The following is a 19987-nucleotide window of genomic DNA, read 5'->3' as shown; positions in this document are numbered from 1 at the left end:
GCTTCAGCCGGCCGAGGAGTGGCGGTGGACGCGTTCGCAGAAGAGCCACCACGCGGGCGTCGGCTGCCAGTCGTCCAACGGCTCGGGTTCCAGCACCATTGTCGGGGCGTCCCCGTGGCCGACCGCGACCCCGACTCCGTACCAGGAGGCTTCGGCGAGCAACCCGTCCGTGTCGGCCGGCAACTCCCGCACGACGAACATCCTGGGGCAGTAGGCCGCGAATTCCGAAGCCCGCTCCAACCCCGCACGCCACTGCTCGGCGTACACCACCGCCAGCACCGGGGTCACCACTGGAACGGCGAGTCGGGTCACTGACGAACCGGTGAAGCGCACGACGCCGCCGGGAGCGCGCCGTAGCACATTCAGGTCGTTCCGACGGATCGAAGCCAGTGGCACGGCCACCTGAGGCGGCAGGCCCATGAGGACGTCGAGCAGTTCCAGCGAGTCCAGGTGCCCGAGACCGGCATGTCGCCGACGCTCCCGTTCTCGGTGGTCCGTGCGGTGCTCGACCATCGCCGTCACGCCGAAGACCTTCACCTTCGTCGCGGAGGTCGTTCCCGGACCGCGGAGAAAGGAGCGCTGAGCAGTTCGCACGACGTGATCCTTCCCCAGTCCGGCGCAGCTCGACCTCCTCGGGGTCGAACCACGGCGCTGACCTGCGTAGATCGCAGTGGCTGACGCACCAGTCGAACGCATGTTCGCACACTTCTGCCAGCACCGTCAGCCCTCCGATCGGCCGCCGCTCACGCAACCGTCCAAGCCTGTGGGTCATCAGGCGTGCCCGGCGACGCACAAGTCCACGATCACCTTTCGGTTGACGAGCCCGATCAGGGATCAGGTGCTGCACGATGCGGCGGTGCTGATTTCCGGGGATCGGAGAGGCGTGGAACAGGGCGGGTCCCGAGAACCCACGACTTCCCAACCTGGACCTGGTGGTGACTCGGACCGCGTGAACCGCTGCAGGGCCGGATAAGGGCTCATCGGCGGAGAGCCTGGTGGCCTGGCCAACCACTTGGATCCGGTCTGTTTCGGCGAAACGACCTTACCGTCGATGGCGCGGGTGTGCCGGGCGAGCACGATTAGCGATGGGGCGAATTCAGCTATGCCGAGACCGTGCGGATTCTCGACGGAAAGCACGACGCGGTTCTCAGCGAGCTCGCCAACGTAGTAGGCGCGATGAGATTGGGGCGGATCGCTCGTGGTGCCGGGAATCACGAGCCTGTTGAACGCCATAGCCGAACTGTCGCGCATCGCCGACGCCGGCTCCTGGTGGAGCTGTCCGGAAGGGACATGACGCCGCGCACGGTCCCCGCGCCACGCCTGGTCGAGCGGGTTCGAACCGTGTTGGCGGAGCAGGTGACCGGCTCGACGCACCGCTGCGCTTCGCCCAGGAGTACATCGAGGTGGCACGCCGGGTCGCCCGCCGGAGGATCCAACCCGGCCACCACGTCCTGACCTCGACCGCCTACACCACGATCCCGTTCCACGTCACCGAGGACGGCCGGGTCGGCTACTCCCGCCACGACGGGGTGGTGAGCGGCGGGGGCACCTCGACTCTGCGGCTGCGCGGTCACCTCGACCGGACTGGTCGCCACGCGCCGGCCATCGACCACGTCCCCGACGGCGCGAACAGGCCACCCTTGCCGTGCGCGGCGTTACGATCCGGGTCGACGCCACCAGCGCCGGCACCGCCTACGTCGCCGTGGACGGCGCGGGCTGGTGGCACGTTGCACCTGACACGGCTTTCGACTGTTACCCGCGAGCACACACCGGCTACACGACCGACGGGCCCTTCACCGCCACCCCGCCCGGGGCCACCGACTACGGCCCGAGCCCAGGCCCGCTGCGCGACGGACGAAGGACCACCGCCCTGACGTTCCGGCCGACGGCTGCCGCGAGCGCGGGCGTCCCGCAGCCACCGTCCCAAGAGGTGCGAAACCGGTGATCAGCGTCCACCCGCCGTTGTACTGTCTGGCTGCCACAAGGTGACTGGAGCTCAACTCGATGACGGGGAAAACGACGCTGCCGGCTGTCCACATCCGCGTGCTCGGAACCGTCTCCGTCGACGTCGACGGGAGGCCCGTGCCGCTTGGTGGCACGAAGCCCAAGACGCTCCTGGCGGCGCTGTTGGCCAAAGCCGGTGTCGTGGTCGGTACGGCGGAGTTGGTCGACCTGGTCTGGGGGTCGCGGCCACCCGCCTCCGCGAAGGCGATGGTCCAGACCTACGTGTCCACGTTGCGGAGCGCGTTGCGCAAGGCCGGAGCGCCCGAACTGCTCGTCGGGGACGGTACGGGGTACCGGGCCGTGCTCGGGGTCGCGTGGTACGACCTGCGGGAGTTGGAGGAGTCCGTCTCCGCCGCGCGTGGTCTGATCGCCGAAGGCGCCTTCGAGCGGGCCGCCGCGCTGCTGCGTTCCGCGGCCGGTTGGTGGCGGGGGCCCGCGTTCGGCGGGCTTGGCGACGGCTTCCTGCGCGCCGAGGCCGAACGGCTCGACGAACTGCGGCTGGTCGCGCTCGAACTGCGGATCGCGGCGGAGATCGAGTGCGGCCACCACGAGCAGCTCATCCCGGAGCTGCGCGGGTTGACCGCGCAGTACCCGCTCCGGGAGTCGTTCTGGGCCTCGCTGCTGCTCGGGCTCGGCGGCTCGGGGCAGCAGTCCGCGGCGCTCGCGGCCTACGAGCAGGTCCGCGCCGCTCTGCGGGAGGAGTACGGGGCGAATCCCGGACCGCGGTTGCGGGAGGCGTACGAGAAGGTGCTCCGGGAGGAACTGCGGCCCCCGGCGCGCCCCCCGGTCGAGGTGCCGATGCAACTGCCCGCCGACCTGGCGAGTTTCGCCGGCCGCACGGCGGATCTCGCGGCGCTCGACGGGCTGCTGCCCGCGCCGGGGGCGTCCGCGCCGGGCACCGTCGCCCTCGTGGGACCCGGCGGGATCGGCAAGACCGCACTCGCCGTGCGCTGGGCGCACCGGGTTCGCGAACACTTCCCGGACGGCCAGCTGTTCATCGACCTGCGCGGCTACGACGCCGTCGCGCCGGTCGCCACCGAGCAGGCGGTCACCAGGTTCCTGCGCGCGGTCGGGGTGCCGGCGCAGCGCGTTCCGGCGACGTTGGACGAGCAGATCGCCCTGTACCGCTCACTGCTGGCCGGCAAGCGGGTGTTGCTGGTGCTGGACAACGTGGCGAGCGCCGAGCAGGTCCGGCCGTTGCTGCCACCGGATCCCGGCTGCCTCGCACTCGTCACCAGCCGCGGTGACCTCCGCAGCATGACCGTCCTGAACGACGCGCGCGTGCGCAGCCTCGACGTGCTGACCGCCGAGGACTCCCGGGACCTGCTGGCGGAGCTGTGCGGCTCCGAACTCGTCGACGCGGAGCCCGGCGCGGCCCGCGAACTCGCCGCGCTGTGCGGGTTCCTGCCGCTGGCCCTGCGCATCGCCGCCGCGAACCTGCGTGGCCGCCGGTACACCCGGATCTCCGAGTACGTGGCGGTCCTGCGCGAGGACCGGCTCACCGAACTGGCCGTCGACGACGACCCCGCGGTCGCCGTGCGCGGCACGTTCCGCCTGTCCTACGAAACGCTCGATCCGGAGACGCGGCGGCTGTTCCGCCTGCTCGGTCGGGCGCCGGGACCGGACTTCTCCCAGGCCGCCGCGGTGGCGCTCGCCGGCCGCGCGCCCGGGGTGCGGCGGTCGCTCGACCGGCTCGTCTCGGCCAGCCTGCTCAACCGGTGCCCCGGCGGTCGTTACCAGTTCCACGACCTGATCCGCGAGTACGCGGCCTACCGCGCTCGGGAGGACGACACCCCGGAACGGTTGCGGGCCGCCGACACCCGCTTGCTCGACCACTACCTGACCAACGCCGCCGCCGCGTCCTCGTGGTTCTGCGTCACCGCCCAGCGCGTGCGGCGGATGGTGAGCGCGGGACCGAACCCGTTCGAGGACGGCAGTGCCGCGATCCGCTGGCTGGACGTCGAGCGGTCGAACCTGGTGGCCGCGGTGGAGCACGCCGCGGCCGTCCCCGGGACGCGGAGCTACTGCGGCTGGTTCACCGACTCGCTGCGCGGCTACTTCGCCGGGCGCGGGCACGGCGCCGACGGGCTCGCCGTGTCCGCGGCGACGCTGGCCGCCGCACGGGAGGCCGGCGATCCGCAGGCCGAGGTCTCCGCGCATTCCCTGCGCGGCTTGATCTTCTACAACCTGAGCGACTACCGGCAGGCCGCCGAGGAGCACGCGCTGGCGCTCGCGGCGAACGAGCGGCGACCGAACCCGGCCGCCGAGATCGAGTGCCACCACAACCTCGGCCGGGTGCACGCCCAGCTCGGCAGGCCGCGCGAAGCCATGCTGCACCACGAGCGCGCGTTGGCCATCGCGCGGGCCACGGGCGACGAGGTCATCGAGGCCAGAGAGGTCAACTACATCGGCGTCGCGCACCTGTCGCTCGGCGACATCGACGAGGCGACCCGGTGCCACGCGGAGGCGCTGGACATCAGCAAGCGCCACGACGACATGATCGTGCGGCTGCCCGCGCTGAACGGCCTGGGTCTCGCCCACTGGACCGCCGGGCGGCTGACCGAGGCCGCCGAACGCCACCAGGAGTGCGTCGAGCTGTGCGGTCGCTGGGGTCTGTTGCACAACCTCGCCGCCTCGCTCGTGTGCCTGGCCGAGACGTGCTGCGACCTCGGTCGGTACGCCGAGGCGGCGGCCCACGCCCGCGAAGCGCTGGAGCGCGGCAAGCAGATCGGCGAGCGCAGGCACGAGGCCAGCGCCATGGAGATCACCGCCACGGTCCGCCTGCGACAGGGCGAGGTCGAGGAGAGCATCCGCGACTACCTGGACGCGCTCGCGCTCGCGTCGAAGATCGGCTTCCGCTACGCCGAGGTGTCGACCCTCATCGGACTCGCCACCGCCCACCGCACCGCCGGCCGCCCGGAGGAAGCCGTGCCGCACGTCCGGCGCGCCTTGGCCAAGATGGACGAGACCGGCATGGACGTGCTCCGGGGCGCGGCGCTGGTCGAACTCGCCGCCGGTGAACTCGCCCGCGGCGACCTGGCGGAGGCGGCAGCGCGGGGCGCACGGGCGTTGGCGATGACGGTCGGGGCGGGCCAGCGGCTCAACGAGGCTCGGGCGCGCGCGGTGCTGGGCCGGGTCCGGCACGCGGAAGGGGATCGTGCCGCCGCCGCCGAGCAGTGGCGCGCGGCGTTGCGGATCTTCACCGAGATCGGCACCCCGGAAGCCGATGAGGTCGCCGCGTTGCTGCGGTGAGACGAAGGGGCCTCCCCCGGCGAACCGGAGGAGGCCCCACTCGACCAACCGCCTACTTGAACCAGCCGATCACGCGATCGCTCGCGGCCTGGCAATAACGGCACAGGTTCGGCATGTCGACGATGCGGTGCGCGTTCGAGTGATCGAAACCGCCGGAGGGCAACTGCTGGTGGCCGATCCCCGGGATCTGGACTCGCGCGTGGGCACCGCCGTACACCCCGAGAGAATGGAGCTTGCCACCGCTCGTGCCCACCTCCACCTCACCGCGACCGAAGGGGATCTCGGCGTACTCACCCGGGTGGTCCTTCTGCTTCTCGATGTTCCCCCTCATGATCTTGCTACCGACCCCGGCGCTGACGCCCATGCTGGCGTCGACGCCGAGTTTGATGTCGTAGACGACGCCGATCCCCTTGTCGTCCGCGACCAGGCATCCCTCCGCGGTGATCCCCGCAAAGGCTGAAACACCCAAGGCGCCGCATGTTCCCATCGTGGTTCCCGACGGCCGCATGCAAGATCCCAGTGCCCCGGAGATCACGCACAAGGCGACGGGCACGCTGCCGCCGAGTGTGTCCTTGATCGCTTCTCCGAGAGCGCTGTTGCTCGCCGCGGTTCGTTCCTTGGCCAGGAGCTCGTCGTAAACCGCGGCGGCCGCCTCGAACCTGTTCCGGGCCGACATGCACTCGAAGGACCCCTTGGTCGGAGCAGGCTTCGGAGCGGTGCAGATGTCCATCATCGACGCCTCGGCGAGGTTCCGCTGCGTGATCGCGATCTGGTGCGCGGGGCTCGCCCCGGTGGGGATGGGCAGGCCCTGGCTCGGCCGCGAGTTCGCCGGCCGCGTGTCGAGCACCCACTTCGGCAGCGGTGCGCTGGGCCGCCGCGGGGCGGTGGCCGGAACGTCGCCCCTGGGGTTGGCGCACGGGCCGTCGATCATGCACGGGGTCGCGCGCAGGCCGGACGGGTCGCTCTTGCTGATCGGGCTGTTGGCCGAGTAGGAGTACCCGTGCAGCTGCTGCGGGTCCGAGAAGTCGCCGATCGGGTCCACGGACAGGAACCGGCCGGTGTCCGGGTCGTACTGCCGGGCGCCCAGGGTCGTGAACCCGGCGGAGGAGTCGACGGTCCCGCCGACGAAACCCCGGTCGCCGACGAAGTCCCCCTGCGGTCCGCGCGGCCCGCCGAACGGCAGCTGCCGCCTGCGTTCGGCCTTGAGCGAGCTGACCTCGACGGACGCGTTCACGGTGCCCTGGTGGTCGGTGGCGACGTAGTCGAGCGCGTCGCCGGATCGTGCGGCCACGACCCGCCCACCGTGCGAGTAGTACCGGGTCGCGGTCTTGACCGTGCCCTTGACCTGGAGTTCCTGGCCACCCACGTACACGGTGGTGCTGTCCGGCTCACGGCGGATGAGGCGTTCCCCGGTGGCGCCGTAGACGAACTCGGTGACCTTCGTGCCCTCGGTGACCTTGGCCAGTCGCCCCTCGGCGTCCCAGTCGAGCCGCTGGGTGGCGCCTGAGGGCGTCTTGCGGCTGACCGTGTTGCCCACGGCGTCGTAGCCGGGTTCGTCGACCTCCGCCGCGGCGAGACCGGGTCGGGCCGTGGACACCGACCCCATCCGGTGCCCGCCGGCCGTGCCGTAGGTGCGGACGGTGTCGCCCTGGGCTTCGTGCCGGGTGTCGGTCAGCCGGTTGCCCACCTTGTCGTAGGTGAACGACTGCCAGTACTTCGCCGGGCCCGCCAGGTTCCCGGTGGACGGTTCCGCCGCACACGGTTGGGCGGTCTTCGCCGGCGTCCACGCCGAGGTCAGCCGCTGCAGGTGGTCGTAGGAGAAGCACTGGACGTCCGCCTGCTGCCCCGGCGTCTGGTCCACGATGGACGTCATCAGCCCGGCGGGGTTGTAGGTGTAGTTGACGTCCGCCTGCATCGGCGCCGAGGTCTGGGTGTCCACGATGGTCCGTTCCGGACGACGGGTGGCCGACTCGTAGATCATGGTCACCCACGAGTGCTTGCCCTCGTCGCCGAACCGGAACTGCTGCGGCTCACCGTAGCTCGTGTACTGCGTGTCCGTGACGTAGTTGAACGGTCCCACGTTGCTCGGGCCGCCGGAGGTCTTCTGGATGCGGCCGAGGTCGTCGTACTCGTGCAGGACGGTCTCCGCGTCGAGGAAGCCGGGCGTGCCCCGCGCCCCGACCGCCGGCAGCCCGGTGCTCTGCAGGCTGCCGTCCGGGTTGTACCGCGTGGTGGTGACGTAGGTCCCCGCGATCTGCCGGTCCCGCTCCGAGTCCGGGATCACCACCTGGGTCGCGGCGGGCCGGCCCGCCCGGTCGTAGGACAGCACGGAACTGGTGTACGCCGTGGCTCCCAACCAGCGCGTGGCCGTGGCGGGCAGTCCCTTCCCGTTGGCGACCGTGTCGTAGGTGGTCTCCGAGCGCTTCTCCGTCCGATCGGGGAAGACCTGCTCGGTCAGCGTCGGACGGCCGAGGTCGTCGTACTTCGCCCGCAGGACGGTGCCCAGCGCGTCCTCGGTCTCGACCAGCCGGCCGAGGTCGTCGTAGGTCTTGCGCGTGGTGCCCCGGTCCGGGTCGTGCTGGACGGTCTGCCGGCCGAGCAGGTCGTACTCGTTGCGCCAGACGTTGTTCTCCGGGTCCTTCACCTCGCTCAACAGACCGGCGGCGGTGTAGCCGTAGGTCGTGGTGTCGTGGGAGGAGTTCGGCGCGTCGGTCCGGCGTTCGAGGACCTGCCCGCGCGCGTCGAACAAGGTCGTGGTGGGTACGCCACCGGCCGGTGGCGTCACCTTGACCCAGTTGCCGCCGTAGGTCGTCGTGGTCCGCCACTGCTCGGTGGGCGCCTTGAAGATCTCGGCGGTCGGGCGACCCGCCCCGTCGAACTCGGTGACGGTGTGCGGCGGGGTCGCCTCGGAGTTCGACGCCACCCACAGCTTGTCGTCCACGTCGCCGGAGGTGAAGAACGGCGCGGTCGTCAGGAACGCCCGGCCGTGCGTGTCGTACCGCGTCTCGGTCAGCAGCCTGCCCCCGTCGGTCTTGCGCTGGGTCTGCCGCGGCCGCAGTTGCCCGTCCAGGATCTGCTTGGTCTCCGGCAGGTCGAAGCCCTTCGGGCCGAGCACGCGGGTGGTCACCACGTTCGGTTCGGTCCTGGAGATCTTGTAGGCGAACTTCTTGTTGCCGTTGTCCCCGTTGCGGGCCCGTCCCGGCAGCCACACCTGGGTCAGCCGGCCGAGCGGGTCGTACGCGGACTCCGTGACCCGCCCGTTGACGTCGGTGACCTTGACCGTCGCCCCGGTGGCGGGGTTCGGGGTCGTGGTGATGGTGAACCCCAGCGGGTTCGTGGACTTCGTCTGCGTGACCGGGCCGCCGACCGCCGGCGTGAACTGCGCGGTGGTGACCTTGCCCAGCGCGTCGGCGACCTTGAGCGCACGGCCGTGCTTGTCGATGTCCTCGGCCTTGATCGTCGAGGTCGTGACGTGCTCGAACCGGTCGGCCGCCGGGCGCGCCTTGAGCGCCTGCGTCGAGGTCACGTTGCCGCGGTCGTCGTAGGTCGTGCGGTCGTTGGCGATCGCGTGCTGGGGGAAGGTCGCCGCAGCGCCGCAGGCGACCGCCACCGTGTCCACCTCGGACGGCAACGCCATCAGCCACTTGTCGGTGTCGCGGGCGTAGGACGTCGTGGTGCAGCGGTCGTCGTCGTCCTTGGTCACGTCACCGAAGTCGTGCACCCGCCAGACCATCGCGGTCGGGTCGTCGTCCTGGTAGTGGGCCTGGCTCTTCGTTTCCTGCTTGCGTCCGTCCGCGAGCATCGTGAACGACCTCGTGGTGCCCTCGCGGACGATCCTGGCCTCGTACACGCCGCGCTTGGCGGTCGGCGCGTCCCGCCAGTACGGCTCGCTGATGGTCTTGCCGACCACGACGTCCGTGTCGCCGAGGTAGGTGATCGACTCCCGTTCGATGCCGTTGAGCCAGTTGTGGTCGTCCACGGAGCCGTTCTCGGAGTCGGTGACCTTGGCGGGCGGTTTGCCCCGGTCACCGTTCATGCCCCGGTAGAAGGTGGTGGCCACCTTGGTCCGTGACTGCGGGGCGTCGGAACTCCGGCCGGTGCGGACGACGACCTTGCCGTAACCGCGGAACTGGTTCCACGTCTTGTCCTCGTCGCGGGTGAACTCGGACTCGTCGTAGTGCCAGGCCGCGCCACCGACGTACTCGTAGGTGGTCTCGCTGCTCAGGTCGCTGCCGATCCAGTCCGTGTTGGACACCGAGGCGACGACGTACTTGTGGAACAGGTCGGTGCGCTCGGCGATGCCCGGCGCGGACCACTTCGCCGGGAAGCACCGCAGCGTGTTCTCCGCCGGCGTGATCACGGTGTTCTCGTCGCATTCGCGTTCGGCGTAGGTGACCGTGGTCACCGCACCGGATTCGGACACGATGGCGCCGATCCGGAAGCGGAGCAGGAACGACGCTCCGTCACCGTTCTTCACGACCCGGTTCGGTTTGCGGACGCCCTCGAAGGTCACCTCGGGCAGCGCCAGGGTGCCACCGTCGTGACCGGTGTGCGTGATGCCCGCCAGCCACAGCGCGGGCTTGCCGTTCTCGTCGGGGTAGGGGAACTCGTGCCGCAGCGTCCACGAGTCGACCGTGCGGTACCCGCCACCGTCGCGGACCTCGGTCCGGATCTTGTTCAGGCGCTTGGTGGTCCAGAACGACGGCGACCACGTCCTGTCGCACGACGCGCCGTCGCACTTCAACTCCAGCGGGACGTCCGGGAAGTTGGCCCGGTGCCCCGCGTTGTTCGGGTCGCAGCCCGAACCGGGCACGCACCGCTCGGCCTCCTCGAACACCACCCTGCCGGTCGCGGCGAGATCGGGGGTGTCGTCGCGCAGGCCGTACGCGATGCTCTTCAGCCAACCGCCGCGGACGTACTCGGCCGCTCGCGTGTTCTTGTTCTGGCCGTACTTGTTCCGCTCGACGCCGTAGTCGTAGACCATCACGTCGCCGTTGGGGCTGACGACCTTGTCCAACTGCCAGCGGTACCCCTGGTCGCACCAGGAACCGGCGAAGCCGTCGGTCCGGTTGCACGGCTCGTCCCGGTCGTCGCCGTACACGGGAACGGTCCAGGTCGAGTTCGCCGCCGCGCGGGAGCCGAAGAAGTACTGCGTCCCGTCTGTGGTGGTGACCTTCCAGTGCTCACCGTCGTTGTCGGCGTTGCGACCCGGTTCGGCGATCCGCTCGACGCGGGAACCGTTGTCGCTCTTCGGTTTCCACCCGCCGGACGTGTCGTCGCGGATCAGCGCGGTCTGGGCGCCGTTGAGCGAGAGCGTCGCGTTGTCGCTCTTCCAGCACAGGTCGCCGGGGTTGAGCTGGGGGTCGCCGGGCAGGTCGGTCTGGCAGCCGCCGTAGGTGCGCTCGACGTGGCCGGGCCACAGGGACCACCCGTCACCGACCCACGAGGCCTGGTTGTTGGTCGCGCTGGTCAGCCCGTCGACCGCGCTGGAGGAGTACCCCAAGCCCAGTGACGGCACCAGCCCGCCCGCGGCGGGCGGCACCCGCAGTGCGTAGGACCAGGTGAAGTCACCGGTCTGCCCGGCCACGTCCCACTTGCCGGACTGGCTCAGCGAGGTGGCCGTGTAGGTGCCCTCACCGGGCAGCGACTGTGGCAGGCCGCTCTGGTCCCCCCGCCGCGCGGACTGCGCGGCCTCGTCCTTCTCGGTGCCGCGGGTGCCCTGCCCGACGGAGGCGACGGCAACCGGCGACACCCCCGGTGGCTGCACCGACGGGCCACCGACCGCCAACGCGATCGGTGCCGTCGACGTGGTCGAGACGGCCAGCGACACCGCCAGCGCCGCGACCGTTCCCGCGGATGTCGATCTTCTGAACCTCTTCGAGAACATGATGTCTTCCCCCCGGGTAGTCAGGCCGAGCCGTAGGACTTGTGGAGTTCCCAAACGCGGTCGGTGCTCAGGGCACCGGTGTAGACCCGCACGTCGTCGATCCGGCCGGGCCAGTGCCGGCTGTAGGTCCCGTCGTGCTTGGACCGGCCCAGCTGCAACCCTTCGCCACCGGCCCACGGGGTGAGCAGCGTGCCGTCACCGACGCGCAACCCGTTGACGTAGAGCCAGATCTTCTTGGCCCTGGCGTCGTAGACCCCGACCAGGTGGGCCCACCTGTCCTCCCCCACCTCGGTGGGCAGCACCGACAACGCGGCCTGCGTGACGGTTCCGTCCTGCTCGGGCATCTCGAAGGTCCAGGCGCCGAGGGAGTTCTCGTAGCCGTCCTTGACGTGCCCCAGCCGGAACTTGCCGGCCTGCCCCGAATCGAGGCTGACCGCCGACACCTCGCCGTCCTCCGCCACTTTGAGGTTGACCCAAGTGCTGACCGTGAAGCTCTGGTCGGTGCGCACGTCCAAGCCCGTGGTCGAGACCGCGCCGTCGACACCGTTCAACTCGACGGCGTTGCCCGGCCCCCGGCCCGGCACGAAGCTCGCGCCACCGTGCAGCGTGCCGCCGCGTGCGCCGATCGAGTCCGCCGCCGTGCCGCCGCCGGTCTCGTCGAGCTTCAGGTTGTGCACCAGCGCGAGGTCACGGCCCGCGATGACCCGGATCTCCTCCTCGAACAAGGTCCGCTGATAGGTCCGCACGTCGTCGACGGCGCCGCGGAAGAACTCCGCCGGCTTCCCGGCGGCCTGGCCGCGGCCGATCTGGAGTTGCCCGCCACTGCCCAGCGGCGCGTCGAGCGGTTTCGTGCCGACCAGGACGCCGTTGACGTACAGGGAGATCTCTTTGCGCTGCGCGTCGTGCACGCCCGCGAGGTGCGTCCACACCCCCGGTTGCACGCCACCGCCGGTCACCGTCACCGGCGCCCCGGTCGCCGTCACGCCGGTGAAGGCCCATTGGCTGTTCGCGGTGGCGTGCAGGGCGAACCCGCTGCGTTCCGTCGGAGTGCCGGCCGAAGCCCCGTCCTGCGAGACCGCCGTCTGCGCCACGGCCGCAGCCTGGGGGTTCAACCAGGCCGACACCGCGTAGCTGCGCGTGGTGTCGACGGCGTTGGGCGCGGAGATGCGGTCGTCGACACCGTCCAGGCCGGCGGCGAGGTCGTCGGCGTTGGGCGTGGTGCTGTGCCCCGGCACCCAGCTCGGTGCTCCGCCCACGGTGCCGTCGCGGCCCCGGCCCGAGTCGTCCGCGGCGTTGCCGTCGAGCTTCCACGAGCCCGTGGCCACCGCGTCGGCCGCGATGATGCCCCGGATCTCGGCCTCGTCGATGACCCGGGAGTAGGCGCGGACTTCGTCCACCCCTCCCGCCCAGTAGCCGTTCAGGGTGCCGTTCCACCTGGCGTTGCCCACCACGAGCGAGCCGCTCGACGCGGTGTAGCTGTTCCACGGGGCGGTGGCCGCGAGCACACCGTCGACGTAGAGCCGGATCTGCTTGGCCGGTCGGTCGAACACGCCCGCGAGGTGCGTCCAGGTGTTCGGCTTCGACGGCATCGACGAGAAGGCCTGGGCCGAAGGCGTGCCGGGCGTGTCCTGGGACGCGGTGGCCAGGAGTTCCCACCTGCCGACGCCGTTGACCTGGCGTTGGTTGAGCGCGAACCCGCTCCTGGGGCTCGCGTCCTGGGACAGGACGGTGTACGACCGACCGTCGGGCCCGGTCCTGTCCTGCCGCACCCACGCGGCGACCGCGAAGCTCTGGTCGGTGCGCAGCACGGACTCACCGGTCTCGGCGGTGTCGTCGACACCGTCGAGCTGCAACCCTTCACCGACCGCGCCGGGCGCGTACCGGGCGCCGCCCCTCGGCGTCATCGGCGTGCCGCCGGGGACGTTGTTGCCACCGGTCCTGTCGTCGAACTTCCACTGCCCCGCCTGGACGTTGCCGAGACCGACCAGCGCGCGCACCTCGCTGCCGACCAGGGCCCGGTCGTACACGCGGACCTCGTCCACCGCGCCCTTCCACCGCTGCCCGACCGAGCCCGCGTCACCGATGCGGACCGCACCGGTCGCGCTCCAGTCGTTCGTGCTGCGTTGCGCCGTGCCCACGAGCGTCCCGTTGACGTACAGCCGCAGCGTCCGGACCGTCGCGTCGTAGACACCGGTGAGATGCGTCCACGCGCCCGGCTGCGGCGCACCGACCGGGGACGAGGCGAAGTCGTTGGCGGTGTCGATGGCCGAGCGGGCGATCCCGAAGCCCCAGCTGTTGGTGTTCAGCCAGGACAGTTGGAACCCGGGCACCGCGGAGCCGAGCTGGCTGACCGCGGTGGCCGTGGCCCCGGGGTGCTGGGGGTCGAGCCTGACCCAGGCGGACGCGCTGAAGCTCGCGCCGGTCAGCACGGTGTTCGGCGCGGTGAGGTGGCCGTTCACCCCGTCGAGCTGGACCGCCGAACCGACCGCGCCACCGTCGGTCCACGCCGCCCCGCTGTGGAGGGTGGCGTCCCGGTCGCCGAGGTCCGCGTCGTCGCGGGTGTGGCCGTCGAGCGGCCAGAGCGACTTCGGGCCGAGGCCGGTGCGCACGTTGAACGTGTACAGGGTGGGCTGGCTGGCGTTGCCCGCCTTGTCCACGCTGCTCACGAACAGCGTCTGGCGACCGGTGGCCTGCGGGGTCAGCCAGGTCGTGGAACCGCCGCCCAGGGTGCTGCCCTGGTCCAACTCCACCCGTTCGCTCGGTGTGCCCCGCCACGAGTACTTGTAGTGGTCGACGTCGTCATCGCCGTTGGACTTGAACGTGAACCGGTCGGCGACACCGGGACCGCCGTGCCAGTCGTTGTCCTGGCGGTACAGCACGCTGTCCACGATCGGTGGCTTGGGCGGCGTCCGGTCGATCACGAACGAAGGGCCGTTCTCCCACACCTTGCTGTCGAGGACACCGTCACTGGCCGCGATGTTCCAGTCGATCCGCTGCCCGTCCGGTCTGCCCGACAGGTTGACCTCCGTGGCGAAGGTGGTGCCGGAGGTGCCGGTGCCCATCGTCTGCCACACACCGTTGACGTGAACGCCGCCCCAGATGGTTCCGCCGTCCGGGTCGGACAGGTCACCCATGAGCAGGATGCGGTCACCGCCGACGTAGGACGTCCCGTTGCAGTGCTTGCACGGCGTCAGCGCCGGCTCCGTGCGGGGTTTCTGCGCGTTGTCCGGGTGGTGGTTGTACTCGACGGAGATGTACGGGTAGCTCTCCGTGCCGTCGTTCTCCCGCGCGACGAAGAAACGCCGCCAGCCGTTCTCGTGGGACTCGTCCCTGGCCTTCAGCCCGAAGACCAGGTTCCGCCAGTTCTCGTCGGCCCCGTTCTGCGTCGGCGTCCAGATGACGAAGCTCGCCCAGTCGGCGGCGCAGTAGCCGGCCTTGCCGACCGGCCGCGCGGAGTCGACCCGGTTGGCGTCGCTCCACCCCGGTTGGTTGTGCCAGGTCGTGTCCGGGCCGACGTAGTTGAGCACGTGCAGGTCCACGTAGGGCACCAGGTTCGAGTCGCAGGTGTGCTGGTTCTTCCAGCCCTGCTTGATGAAGAACCGCGCGCTGTTGATCTTCGTGCCCTGGAGGGGGACCGCGTCGAACCGGAAGATCGAGCGCGCAGTGTCGGCCCGGCCGCAGTCCGGGCACTTGCCGACCCTCGCGACGCCCTTGAGCCGCTCCTCGTCGTTCGCCGGCGCCGGGTCGTGGTACGCGTTGTCGGGCCAACCGCTGCGGACCACGGACCACTCGGCCTGACGCGGCTCGTGGTAGCTGTACTGCGGATCGATGGTGATCGGCAGGGTCGCCGCCGGGTCGGTCAGCAGGGCGCGGTCCGGCGTCAACGCCAGTTCCGCCGCACCGACCGCGACCCCCACCGCCGCGGTGCGCCCCCCGCTGTCCCACATGGTCGCCGCAGGTGCGCTGAAGACTGTCTCGCCATTCGAGTCGACCGCCTTGAGCGCGCCCTTGTCCTCGCTGAGCTGGACGCCCTTGGTCGTCAGCCCGAAGCTGACCCCGGTCAATGCGGTGGCGGCCTCGCGAGTCTTCACCACGAGTTCGTGCCCAAAACCCTCACGGCCGGCCATGGCCCGCAGGTCGACCCCGGGTAGCACCTCCGGGTACAGCGCGATGGAGCCCGAGATCACCGGCGCGGGAAGCGGTGTCGGCCACCTCAGCGCGATCTCGGCCCCACCGACCGCCATCCGCGCGAACTCCTGCCCGCCACCCCCGGAGAACACCACCTCGGCCGCGGTGGCCCGCGTCCCGAACGAGCCGTCCTCGCGCGAGACCAGCGACGGATCGATGTCGACCCACGAGCCGTCCCGCTTGAGCCTGGTCGCCACCACGGACTGCTCCATGGTCATCGAGCCACTCGGGTTGGCGAAGAACCTGGCGTTCTCGGTCTTCAGGCTCGCCACTTCCACCTTCGAGCCCTGCCGCCGAGCGGCGACAAGCGCCGCCTGCTCGGTCTCCGCCTCAGCGACCGCCCCCGGCGCACCAGGCGCATCGTCCTGATCAACCTGCGACGCCGCGGCGGCAGAACCCACCAGGACCGCCACCAGACCCGCAAACACGAATCTTCGAACGCGAACTCTCACCAACGCCCCCCACACAACACGCAGCCAGCGCCCCACCAGCCGCAACCGCTGCGAGTGTGCTGAGCACGGCTTCTGTCCTGCTTCGAACTCTCGTGAAGCCACTTTGAAGCGCGCAGCAGCCCCCTCCCCCACACCAGCCCCGCCCACGCCACGCAATGCCACGACCCACCCCGCGCCGCCTACCGCCGCGAACACCCACCGCCGCGCTCCGAGACGCGACTCGCCGAAAGGCGGCTATCACCAAGCTCAGGCTGAACAGCGTCGACGTGAGCGGCATGGCCGCAGGGGTGCGTGAGGGGACGGCGACGCAGCATTGGGTGCAGTGAGTAGGACCTCGTTCTTCACCGGTGTCCACGCACTCGCCGTCGATACCGAGCTTCCCTGAACTCCGGCGCGGACGACCGCCGAGGCCGCCGCTTCTTCCCCGGATGTCCGTCGGAACGGGGCAGGCCCATGGCCTTCGAATTCGTTGTCACTGGTCGTCCGCACAGGTGCGGGCGTATGGGGTGGAGGGGAGGTAGTGGCGCCATTCTTCCGGGGTGAGGTCCCGAGCGGCTGCGGCGCAGATGTGGGTGATCGCGTGTTCGGGATTGACGTCCCAGAGAATCAGGGCTTGATCCGAACCGGCGGTGGCCAGGGTGTCCCCGTCGGGGCTGAACGCGACGGCGTGGACGCGTCGGGTGTGGCCGGTGAGGCGAGCCGTGGTGGTCCGGCGCGAGAGGTCCCGGAGGGCGATGGTGGCTTCACCGCTGGTGTAGGCCAGGGTGCGGCCGTCGGGGCTGAACGCCACGCCGCTGAAGTCGGCGTCGGTGTGGTCGGTGATGGTGTCCAGCTTGGTGCGGGTGGTGATGTCCCACAGGATGACGGTCTGATCGTGGCCGGCGGTGGCGAGGGTGTGCCCGTCGGGGCTGAACTTGGCGGTTCTGATCCAGCCGGTGTGGCCGGTGAGGGTGGCGAGCGGGGTCCCGGTGGCGGGGTCCCAGAGCTTGACGGTCTGGTCGTGGCTCGCGGTGGCCAGCAGTCGTCCGTCGGGGCTGAACTGGACGCCGTTGACCGCTGCGGCGTGCCCGGTGAGGGTCTTGAGCACGGCGCCGGTGGCTGAGTCCCAGATGAGGACGCTCCGGTCGACGCCGGCGGTGGCGATGCGGCGGCCGTCGGGGCTGAACGCGATGCCGAGCACCTGGCCGGTGTGCCCGGCCCGGCGGGTGGGTGTGCCGGTGTCGAGGTCCCAGAGGGTGAGCGTGTTGCCGGGGGCGCCGTCCGGGCAGCAGGGAAAGGGCTGGGTGGCGGTGGCCAGCAGGTGACCGTCGGGGCTGAAGGCGGCGGCGTTGGTGAACACCTCACCATCGGTGAGGACTGCGCGGATGCTGCGGTCGGCGGTGTTCCACAGTGTCGTCTGGTTGCCGCCGGTGGTGGCGATGGTGCCGCCGTCGGGGCTGAACGCGACGGCGCTGACCATCGTGGGGTGTTCGGCGACGGCGGGCTGGCCGGGGTCCCACAGGAGGATGGCGCCGTCTTCGCCGCCGGCGGCGAGCATCGAGGTGCGCGGGTTGAACGCCATGGTGTAGACGGTGGTTCGGGGCCCGGTCAGCCGACCGCGCAGGACCCGGTGGCGGGTGTCCCACAGCAGCACCGCCGTGTCGTCCCCGGCGGTGGCCAGGGTGCGCCCGTCGGGGCTGAACGCCAGCGCCATGACCAACCCGGATTTGTGGTGGGTGAAGGTGGCCAGACGGGTGCGGGTGGACACGTCCCACAGGGTCGCGGTGGTGTCGCCCGCGCCCGTGGCCAGTGTCGCGCCGTCCGGGCTGAAGGCGACGGCGTATGCGCCGTCGGTGTGGCCGGTCAGCGTGGCCAGCGCGACCGAGCGAGCGACGTCCCAGATGATCACCGTGGAATCCGCGGAAGCGGTGGCGACGGTGCGCCCGTCGGGGCTGAACGCCAGTGCCTGCACGGCTTTGGCATGACCGGACAGGGTGGCCGAGCGGGTGTGTCGGGCCATGTCCCAGAGGATCACCTCGTTGTCGGCGGTGGTGGCCAGCGTGTTGCCGTCGGGGCTGAACACGATGTCCCGCACGCGTGTGGCGAGACCGGTCATGGTGGCGACGCGGACGCGGCGGTCGAGGTCCCAGACCGCGAGTCGGGTGTCCTCGCCGCCGGTGACGGCCGTGCGCCCGTCCGGGCTCACGGCGGCGGCGGTCAACCAGGTGTGGTGGTCGGTGAGCGCGGCCGTCCTGACCCGTCGACCGGGGTCCCACAGGGACAGGGTCTGGTCGCGGCCGACGCTGAGCAGGGTTCTGCCATCCCGGTGGAAGGCGAGCTGGGAGACCGCGCCGCTGTGGCCGAGGAGTTTGCCGAGGTGGCCTCGGTGGGGCGACATGCTCAGCAGCGCACCGCGCGCCTCGGCCGTGGGTGCGGTGCGGTAGGCCTCCGTGGCGAGCAGCATGGCCGTGCCGGGTTCGGTGCCGGCCAGGCCGAGTGATTCGGCGGCGAGCTGGCGGGAGATCGCGGTCTGCCGCTGCGCGACCGCGTCCCGGCGTTGCACGAGTGCGACCGTTCCGGCGCCGACGGTGGCCACCAGCAACACGCTCAACCCGATGACGAGGTACCGGAGCTGTCGGTGGCGGCGAACGGTGTCGGCGCGTTCCTGGTCGGCCAGGTCGATCGACGCGGCCAGGAACGCCCGCTCCACCGCGGTCATGGCGGCGGGCCCGGCATTGCGGGTGGCCCACTCGCGGGCGACGGCGAGCCGCGCCCCCCGGTACAACGCCCCGGGGTCGCGGTCAAGCGACGTCCAGGACTGGGCCGCCGCACCGAGTTGCCGGTGGGTGCGCAGTCCGTCCCGGTCGGTGGACAGCCAGCGCTGCAGTCGCGGCCACGCCCGGATGAGGGCTTCGTGCGCGATTTCGACGGTGCCGTCACCGAGCACGACCAGCCGAGCGGCGGCGAGCCGGACGAGCACCGGGTCGATGCCGGGCAGGTCCAGCTCGGCGCGCGGGACCCGGCGGCGGGTGTCCTCGATGCCTTCGCCGAAGGAGACCAACCGGACCAACACCTGTCGAGCGGTGTCGCGCTGCTCGTCGTCGAAGCGGTCGTAGAGGGTCTCCGCGGTTCGGGCGACCGCGCCGGCCACGCCTCCGGTGGCCTCGTAGCCGGCCACACCCAACACGTCACCACGGCGTTGCCGCCAGGTCTCCAACAGCGCGTGGGACAGCAACGGCAGCGCACCGGGTTGTCCGGACGCCTCGGCGAGGATCTTCGTCACCAGGGCGCGTTCGACGGTCAACCCGACCAGTGCGGCGGGTTTGGTGACCACGTCGCGCAGTTCGTCCTCGGTCAGCGCCGGGACGGGGACGTTCGCCCCGGCCAGCAGCCCGGCCAACACCGGCAGATCCGCACAGTGGGCGTAGTAGTCCGCCCGGATCCCCAGCACCAGCGTGACCCTCGGGTCGGGCCCGGTCACCAGTCCCGCGATCCGGTCGACGAACGCACGGCGCCGCACCGGGTCGGGGCAGTGGGTGAACACCTCCTCGAACTGATCGACGACGAGCACCAGCTCACAACCGGCCGGTACCGAGCCGATCGCCTCCGTCGCCGCCGCTTCCGGATCACGACCTGGTGTCATCAGCACCACGGTGCGCCCGGACGGTCCCACGCCACCCCGTGCGGCTCCGCCCGCCACGGTGGTGAGGGTCGGGATCAACCCTGCGCGCAGCAATGAGGACTTGCCGCTGCCCGAGGCCCCGAAGACGGCCACGAACCGCTGCCGCTCCACCAGCCGGACGAGCTTCGCCACCATCGCGTCCCGACCGAAGAACCGGGCGCCGTCACCCACCCCGTAACTGAGCAGCCCCTGATAAGGCGGATCATCGATCTCGCCCGGTGAGCGACTCGCGGCGCGTTCCGCGGCGGCCTGCCGCCACCGCTGCTCCCAGGCAACCGGGTCCCCGCCGCACGCCCGGACGTAGGCCAACGTCACCGCCAGGGTCGGCAGCTGCTTACCCCCGGCGGCGTTGGCCAACGTGGAAGTCGAGAACCCGGCCCGCACGGACAATTCCCGATAACCTGGACTGCCGGCCCGCCGGCGCAACTCCCGCAATCCAGCGGCCAGCGACTCGACTGGACCGGAACCAGCCAACTCCCGCTCGGGACGCGGCATGACCCCTCCCCTTGAGATGCGCCCACCTCAGGCCATTTGTACACCGGC

Annotated in this window: 5 protein-coding genes; 1 reads left to right on the top strand and 4 read right to left on the bottom strand. The window is 71.0% G+C overall.

Annotation, left to right across the window (positions count from 1 at the left end; translation table 11 throughout):
- Nucleotides 1–3: 3 nt before the first annotated feature.
- Nucleotides 4–594 carry a hypothetical protein gene (locus ABD126_RS26595; protein WP_343936669.1) on the bottom strand — a complete coding sequence of 197 codons (591 nt, stop codon included), beginning with the start codon at nt 592–594 and terminating at the stop codon, nt 4–6.
- A 1410-nt stretch (nt 595–2004) separates the two neighbouring features.
- Here ABD126_RS26595 and ABD126_RS26590 point away from each other — a divergent pair.
- Nucleotides 2005–5256, top strand: coding sequence for an AfsR/SARP family transcriptional regulator (locus ABD126_RS26590; RefSeq protein WP_343936668.1), 3252 nt, complete (start codon nt 2005–2007; stop codon nt 5254–5256).
- Nucleotides 5257–5308: 52 nt separating this feature from the next.
- Here the strand turns inward: ABD126_RS26590 and ABD126_RS26585 are convergent, their stop codons facing one another.
- From ABD126_RS26585 to ABD126_RS26575, 3 genes are all read right to left on the bottom strand, one after another.
- On the bottom strand, nt 5309–11143 hold the full coding sequence (locus ABD126_RS26585; RefSeq protein WP_343936667.1) for an RHS repeat-associated core domain-containing protein: 5835 nt from the start codon (nt 11141–11143) through the stop codon (nt 5309–5311).
- Nucleotides 11144–11163: 20 nt separating this feature from the next.
- A complete protein-coding gene (locus ABD126_RS26580) occupies nt 11164–15603 on the bottom strand; it encodes a LamG-like jellyroll fold domain-containing protein (protein WP_343936666.1) in 4440 nt (1479 codons plus the stop codon).
- A 652-nt stretch (nt 15604–16255) separates the two neighbouring features.
- Complete coding sequence (locus ABD126_RS26575; RefSeq protein ID WP_343936665.1) at nt 16256–19939, bottom strand: WD40 repeat domain-containing protein; 3684 nt, start codon at nt 19937–19939, stop codon at nt 16256–16258.
- Nucleotides 19940–19987: the final 48 nt, after the last annotated feature.

It is taken from the genome of Saccharothrix mutabilis subsp. mutabilis, from assembly GCF_039521145.1.
In the GTDB taxonomy this organism is placed as follows: Bacteria; Actinomycetota; Actinomycetes; order Mycobacteriales; family Pseudonocardiaceae; genus Actinosynnema; species Actinosynnema mutabilis.
Note: the sequence above shows the minus strand (reverse complement) of the source record. Positions and strands in the feature narration are given on the sequence as shown.

Bases quoted from the DNA above. Each gene is read 5' to 3' on its own strand.
- ABD126_RS26590 (WP_343936668.1), top strand. From the start codon at position 2,005: ATGACGGGGAAAACGACGCTGCCGGCTGTCCACATCCGCGTGCTCGGA.
- ABD126_RS26585 (WP_343936667.1), bottom strand. From the start codon at position 11,143: ATGTTCTCGAAGAGGTTCAGAAGATCGACATCCGCGGGAACGGTCGCG.
- ABD126_RS26575 (WP_343936665.1), bottom strand. From the start codon at position 19,939: ATGCCGCGTCCCGAGCGGGAGTTGGCTGGTTCCGGTCCAGTCGAGTCG.